Source organism: Microcystis sp. CS-574, from assembly GCF_028329095.1.
GTDB lineage: Bacteria > Cyanobacteriota > Cyanobacteriia > Cyanobacteriales > Microcystaceae > Microcystis > Microcystis ichthyoblabe_A.
The window spans coordinates 1-6,208 of record NZ_JAQMSY010000044.1 but is presented as its reverse complement, the minus strand read 5'-3'; the positions used below and the strand labels follow the sequence as shown (position 1 = coordinate 6,208).

General features: G+C 41.6%; 7 protein-coding genes and 1 pseudogene. 5 read left to right on the top strand and 3 right to left on the bottom strand.

Features of this window, described 5'->3' with window-relative positions; translation table 11 throughout:
• The first annotated feature begins 213 nt into the window (after positions 1–213).
• The 4 genes and pseudogenes from PN470_RS03070 (at position 214) to PN470_RS03055 (ending at position 2,678) form a co-directional block, all read left to right on the top strand.
• The gene (locus PN470_RS03070; RefSeq protein ID WP_271935762.1) at positions 214–525 is read left to right on the top strand and encodes a type II toxin-antitoxin system TacA family antitoxin; all 312 of its coding nucleotides are present in this window, start codon (positions 214–216) and stop codon (positions 523–525) included.
• Between the two features lie 18 nt (positions 526–543).
• Positions 544–792, top strand: a pseudogene (locus tag PN470_RS03065) (IS30 family transposase); the annotation flags it as partial.
• 291 nt (positions 793–1,083) lie between these two features.
• Complete coding sequence (locus PN470_RS03060; RefSeq protein ID WP_271935764.1) at positions 1,084–1,395, top strand: Nif11-like leader peptide family natural product precursor; 312 nt, start codon at positions 1,084–1,086, stop codon at positions 1,393–1,395.
• Between the two features lie 116 nt (positions 1,396–1,511).
• Positions 1,512–2,678 (top strand): cysteine desulfurase family protein, encoded by a 1,167-nt coding sequence (locus PN470_RS03055; protein WP_272103618.1) that lies wholly within the window; start codon positions 1,512–1,514, stop codon positions 2,676–2,678.
• Position 2,679: 1 nt separating this feature from the next.
• Here PN470_RS03055 and PN470_RS03050 read toward each other — a convergent pair whose 3' ends face one another.
• Entirely contained in the window at positions 2,680–2,877 is a 198-nt protein-coding gene (locus tag PN470_RS03050; protein ID WP_002736283.1) for a hypothetical protein, read from the bottom strand.
• 366 nt (positions 2,878–3,243) lie between these two features.
• On the opposite strand from PN470_RS03050, the gene PN470_RS03045 reads away from it, so the two are divergent.
• On the top strand, positions 3,244–4,188 hold the full coding sequence (locus PN470_RS03045; RefSeq protein ID WP_103112672.1) for a TIGR04168 family protein: 945 nt from the start codon (positions 3,244–3,246) through the stop codon (positions 4,186–4,188).
• On the opposite strand, the gene PN470_RS03040 is transcribed toward PN470_RS03045, so the two are convergent.
• Both PN470_RS03040 and PN470_RS03035 read right to left on the bottom strand, forming a co-directional pair.
• Complete coding sequence (locus PN470_RS03040; RefSeq protein ID WP_103112673.1) at positions 4,183–5,124, bottom strand: hypothetical protein; 942 nt, start codon at positions 5,122–5,124, stop codon at positions 4,183–4,185. The two genes, PN470_RS03045 and PN470_RS03040, sit on opposite strands and share 6 nt — an antisense overlap.
• A gap of 227 nt (positions 5,125–5,351) precedes the next feature.
• Positions 5,352–5,894, bottom strand: coding sequence for an NUDIX hydrolase (locus tag PN470_RS03035; protein ID WP_190538254.1), 543 nt, complete (start codon positions 5,892–5,894; stop codon positions 5,352–5,354).
• Positions 5,895–6,208: the final 314 nt, after the last annotated feature.

The following is a 6,208-nucleotide window of genomic DNA, read 5'->3' as shown; positions in this document are numbered from 1 at the left end:
TTTTGGATTTGGTGGGTAAAATGTATTCTAAGATACAGTCCTGCTGGCGAGCGAGTGGAAGGAACCACAAAGACACAAAGGACACAAAGATTGATCGATCCTGTGTAAGTTAAACTTATCACACAGAACCTAGAAGAGCCACCCGCTTTCTTATCAACTCAGAAACCCGTTTTCTGAGAATATAATGTGCTTAAATTAGATAATTTCTAAGCCATGAGAACGAAACCAGATAAAGATTTACTCCAAGGGACTAAAATCGGCAACAATGCGCGGTTAGAGGCTTCCATAACAGCAGAGCAAAAGCAACTGATGGAGATGGCTGCCTTTTTACGGGGACAGAACTTGACTGAATTTATGGTGTCAGTTTTGGCTGAGGCAGCTATGCAAACGATCAAAGATAGCCAATTGGTAGAATTAACCGAACGCGATCAATTCACTTTTGTCGAGGCCCTGTTAAATCCCCCCGCTCCCTCCGAGCAAGCTCAAGCAGACGCTCAATGGTATAAGCAAATGATGAATAAATAGTTGCTAGATTTGTGTTAAGAAATCAATAGAGTCACAGAAAAACTTTTCCAAGAGATTCAACCTGACAAAAGAAAAACCTTTACTTGTGACAAGGTTAAAGAATTTTGTGGACATCAAGAGTTGAGTGAGAAACTAGGAGCAGATTTTTATTTTGCTACTCCTTATCATTCGTGGGAGAGGGGATTAAACGAGCATACCAATGGACTGTTAAGACAATTTTTCCCCAAGAGGACAAATTTTAAAATCGTTAAGCCAGAGGAGGTGGAAAGGGGAGCATCTCACCTTTGTAACCCCTAAATCAGGTTTTATGTCAAGCTATTTTAAAAGCCTTGCCAGAAACCAGTTTTAGGGACAAGTATAATTACTCACTTGTATAAATGAGATGCTCCCGGTGGAAAGGTGGAAAGAGCCGTAAACTTAATTAACAATCGTCCTCGAAAATGTCTTGACTATCAGACACCCAATGAGGTATTCTATCAAGCTAGATCAGATAGTGATGCAATTCAGACTTGCATCGGCTGTTCTTGGTCTCAATCTTAATACATCACAGGAGAACTTATGTCTATCGAAGCCGTCAGACAGTTTAATGAAATTGCTAAGAGTGATCTAGAAATTCAAGGTAGTCTAGAACTAACAACAGATGTCCAAAGTTTAATGGATCTTACTGTCATACTGGCTTCTGAGAGAGGCTTCAGCTTTACCTCTGAAGATCTGGCAGAATACTACTCCGAAGAAAGTAGAAGACTTCCTGATATATCTCTCAGAAATGTGATGCTTTTAACTAAACAATATGCGTTCGAAAGCGACCCAGAAGTTTGTGATCGATTGCCTTTCTTAGCTCGTGAAATCTGCCGAAAACTCAATTCTTAAAGAAAGCGGGTTTCTTAGAAAACGGGTTTCTTTAAGAAACCCGTTTTCTAATCTCTTAAACGGCTAAACTGAGAATAGCTGCCTGTCTTGACTCCCATTTCTCAGATTGTAAAATAATGCAAATTTATCTTGACTATAGTGCCACTACCCCCACTCATCCCCAAGTAATCGAGCGGGTTGCCACTATTCTCCGGCATCATTGGGGCAATCCCTCCAGTTTACACACTTGGGGACAGGATACGGCAACAGTCATCGAAATGGCTAGAGAACAGGTAGCAGGGTTAATTAATGCCAATCCAGACCAGATTATCTTCACTTCTGGCGGCACGGAAGCCGATAATTTAGCGATTATCGGGGTTGCTCAACAGTATAACCGCCCCCGTCATATAATTATTTCTAGTGTGGAACATTCGGCGATCGCTGAACCCTGTAAACAATTAGAGCAGCAAGGTTGGCAAATTACTCGTCTTCCCGTCAATCGTCAAGGTAGGGTTAATCCTTTAGACCTAAAAGCCGCAATTCAAAGCGATACGGTCTTAATTTCCATTATTTACGGACAAAGTGAGGTGGGAACCCTACAACCGATTGAAGAATTGGGCCGCATTGCCAGAGAAAGGGGAGTTCTTTTTCACACCGATGCGGTGCAGGTGGCGGCAAGATGCGATATTGATGTGCGGAAACTGCCCGTAGATTTATTATCTCTTTCCAGCCATAAAATTTATGGAATGCAAGGATCGGGGGCTTTATACATCAGAGCCGGTGTTGATATTCTACCATTACTGCGGGGCGGTGGTCAGGAAAAAGGTCTGCGATCGGGAACCCAAGCCGTACCAGCGATCGCAGCTTTCGGTTTAGCGGCTGAATTAGCCCAAAAAGACTTAATTAGCGAAAAAATGCGTTTAATGGGTCTGCGAGATCGATTATTTGACCTCTTAGCCGATTATCCTTATCTGCTGCCCACGGGGGATCGATTCTATCGTTTACCCCACCACGTCAGCTTTATTGTCCGTCCCGACGATGACAGTCACATCACGGGAAAACAGCTAGTTCGTCAGCTTAATTTAGCAGGAATCGGCATTAGTTCTGGATCCGCCTGTCATAGTGGCAAACTTTCCCCCAGTCCAATTTTAAAAGCTATGGGCTACAGCGATCGAGAGGCATTGGCGGGAATTCGTTTAACCCTGGGAAGGGACACCAGCGCCGCCGATATCGATTGGACGGCTCTAGTATTAAAACAAGTGATCGATCGCTGTTTATCTGCTTTAATTGTGAGCAAGAGTTAGTTTATGACTCAAATTGTCCTTCAATCAAGATAATTTCGCCAAAATCGGGAATCCATGCCACCCAACGGCCCTGATCCTGTTCACAGAGTAGTAGCGCTTCATCAAAGCTGTATGGAGAGGGGAGCATTCTGAGTTGTACCCATGTGTTTGCTTGGGGACAAGTAACAACGGCAGTAGTGCGGTATTGTAGTAAAGACATACACAGATCACCCTGATAATTCTGTATCTAAATTTACAAACAAACCGATGACTGTGGGTAACTTTGTTTTAAATCTTTACATCTCCAGAAAATTATCGGCTGCATCTCCTAATTTGTGACTTTACCTCACCTATAGGTCAGCAGCAGAAGTTATTCCAAGAGGGCGAATGCAATTCGCCCCTACAATAATATTATTGCGCCCAAAATTTCCTCTAGATATTTCGACCAAATTGAGCCGATTACGCCAATGACCGGCACTTTTTTGATTTCAAAAAAGCCTCAAGATATTATCCGACAAGGTTTTTAGATTTATTCGGCCAATCCTAGTTATGATCTTTAATGGTAAATGATAGTTAATAACTGGTAATGGTAAGTTCTTTCCCTCGCAGCTATAAAATCGCCGTCATCGGTGACATTCACGACCAATGGGAAATAGAAGATAATTTAGCTCTAGAAGCTTTACAAGTGGATTTAGCCCTATTTGTGGGGGATTTTGGCAATGAATCCCTAGAAATTGTCGGTCGGATTGCCAGTTTGTCCTTACCAAAAGCCGTTATTCTCGGTAATCATGACGCTTGGTATAGCGCCACCCCCTGGGGACGAAAACAATGTCCCTACGATCGCAACAAGGAAGATCGTGTCACCGCCCAGTTAGAATTATTAGGGGTTGCTCATGTGGGTTACTCAAAACTAGACCTACCCAGTTTAGAGCTTTCGATTGTTGGGGGTCGTCCCTTTACTTGGGGGGGTTCCGAGTGGAAAAATGGGGAATTTTTTCAAGAACGCTATAATATCAGCAGTTTTGCCGAATCTACTGCCAAAATTATCGCTAATATTCAAGATACTGCCTATAATAACCTGATTTTTTTAGGTCACAATGGTCCAGCCGGACTGGGAAAGGAAGCGGAAGCTATCTGTGGTCGCGATTGGCAACCTTTGGGAGGGGACCACGGGGATCCGGATTTAGCAGCGGCCATCGCACAAGCACAGCTATTAGGAAAACAGGTTCCTCTCGTCAGTTTCGGTCATATGCACCACCGTCTCCGTCATACTACTTCCCGTTTACGCAATCCCGTGGTCACTTCCGAGATGGGAACTGTTTATCTGAATGCTGCCAGTGTCCCTCGCATTCTCCACTCTGATACGGGTAAATCTCGCAATTTTTCCCTAGTCACTCTTGAAGAAGGTTTAGTCACAGAAGCATCTTTAATCTGGTTGAACGATAATTTCGAGATTATCAGTAATAGAAAACTTTATCACTCCGGGGCATCAATTGATCGCCCATCTCCTCAATCTTGTTATTCCCTATAGATAGTTAAGTTTTTGAGCGATTAGAGGTAAAGCAAGAGCGATAGCAACACTAACAACCATACCGATAAAAGCTTTCAAGGCATCCCCTAAAACCAATTTACCCGTGGCGGCTAAATTAGGGTTTTCTCTGGTTAAAGTCAGAGAAATTTCTCGACCTCCTAATAAACCTAAAAATACCCAAGTGGTACTCATGGGAATATGATTATAGCCAACGAAAAACAGTAAAATTAGACCATAAATCAAGTTAATAATTGTTGCAGAACGCGGATCATGGGCGTTAGTTTTGCTAGTAACAATTTTCTCGATTTGACCACCATGATTAATAAAAATGATGGTTTGCAGGAGTAGCATAACTGTTAGAGATAAAACTAACCATGTTGCCGCTAACTTTCTGGGAAGATAGGCGAAAATATTAGCAAAATCTTGCATTAACCATTGACTCCAGAGAAACCCAGTAGATAACCACTGTAAAACTACCCAGATTTTTTGAGGTTCTTTATTAACTGTTTCTAGGAAAAAGTTTTCTAATTGATAAATAATTCGATAGATTACTAACCCCACTATAACAGCAATAGCATAACCCCAAGCGGATTTAATTAACATTTCATCTAGAGATTGGGGAGCAAAAACTGTTAAAACCAAAAAGGTTGTACTCACGGGTATTCCCCAAGTGGTGAGAATTAAAATTGCTAGGGGAGGAACGATATAAATCCAAGTAAAATTTTCTGGGAAGGGAATCATTTCTAGTCGATTATAGGCCACATCTCCCTGATTAATATACCAACCAGCGATAAAAATCGAGGCTAAGATTATACTGGAATACAGCCATAAAATCCACCAGGGACGTTCTTCATTGGCACTTAAAAAAGTCCCTAAAGTCTGTAGGGAATCGTTGGCAACGATTGCATAAGCTGATAGAATAAAGCCAGCAATCATAAAAAAATTACTCATAGACAGTGGGAATTATAAATTATGAATTAAGTAGGTAGCTGTTAAAAGTTGTTAGACACCCCCCTTATCAAGGGGGGATTAAGGGGGGATCAGAGGCAAAATCTATCTTCAATTTAATTATAACTACTTACTTATCAATTATGAATTGGGGAGAATAAATAAAAATAATCTCCTGACAACTGGCTCCCTATTAATATAACCGCTATAACTCCTTAATTTTGCTTTAAAAAATCCCTCGCTAAATAGAAAGCAGCCAAACTACCAGAGACAGTAATTTCCTGGGGATTAATTTCCTGTAAAGGTCGAAGAATAACTTCAATTTCCTCGGTAACATCTAACTTTTGTTGACCGGTGGGGATAGCATTAAGAGCCAAAAAAATATGAATTCTGTTAGTATCTTTAACGGGATTATCATACAAAACACCTAGAGGTATTAGAGAATCACTTTGATAACCAGTTTCCTCCTCGAATTCCCGACGCGCTGCCGCAGTAATATTATCTTCACCCGCATCTACTGCTCCGGCGGGAAATTCTAATAAAATTTCCTTAACTCCGTGACGATATTGACGGACAAAAACTAATTGATTATCCCCGGTAACTGGAACAACTAACACAATTTCAGGACGAATATTAACAAAATAATCGTCGATAACTTGTCCAGAGGACAACTTCACCACGTCTTGACGGACTTGACACCAACGATTATGAAAAACTAGCTCAGATTTAATAATTTGCCATTTTTTTAAATTAGTCATCGACAATCCCGTTATAATTGCAGTGAAATTACTAAACTTTTTTCGCAGATAATTATAAGTAAGTAGGTAGGCGTTAAAAATTATCAGATGCCCCCCTTATTAAGGGGGATCCCCCCGCCTATCGGCACCCCCCTTATCAAGGGGGGCAGGGGGGATCGGCACCCCCCTTATCAAGGGGGATCCCCCCGCCTTCGGCTTCCCCCCTTATCAAGGGGGGCTAGGGGGGATCGAACCTAAAATCTATTTTTAATTTAATTATAACCAGCTACTTAACCAGATTTAGTATGAATAGAAGCAAACCGGTTATCTAAGAG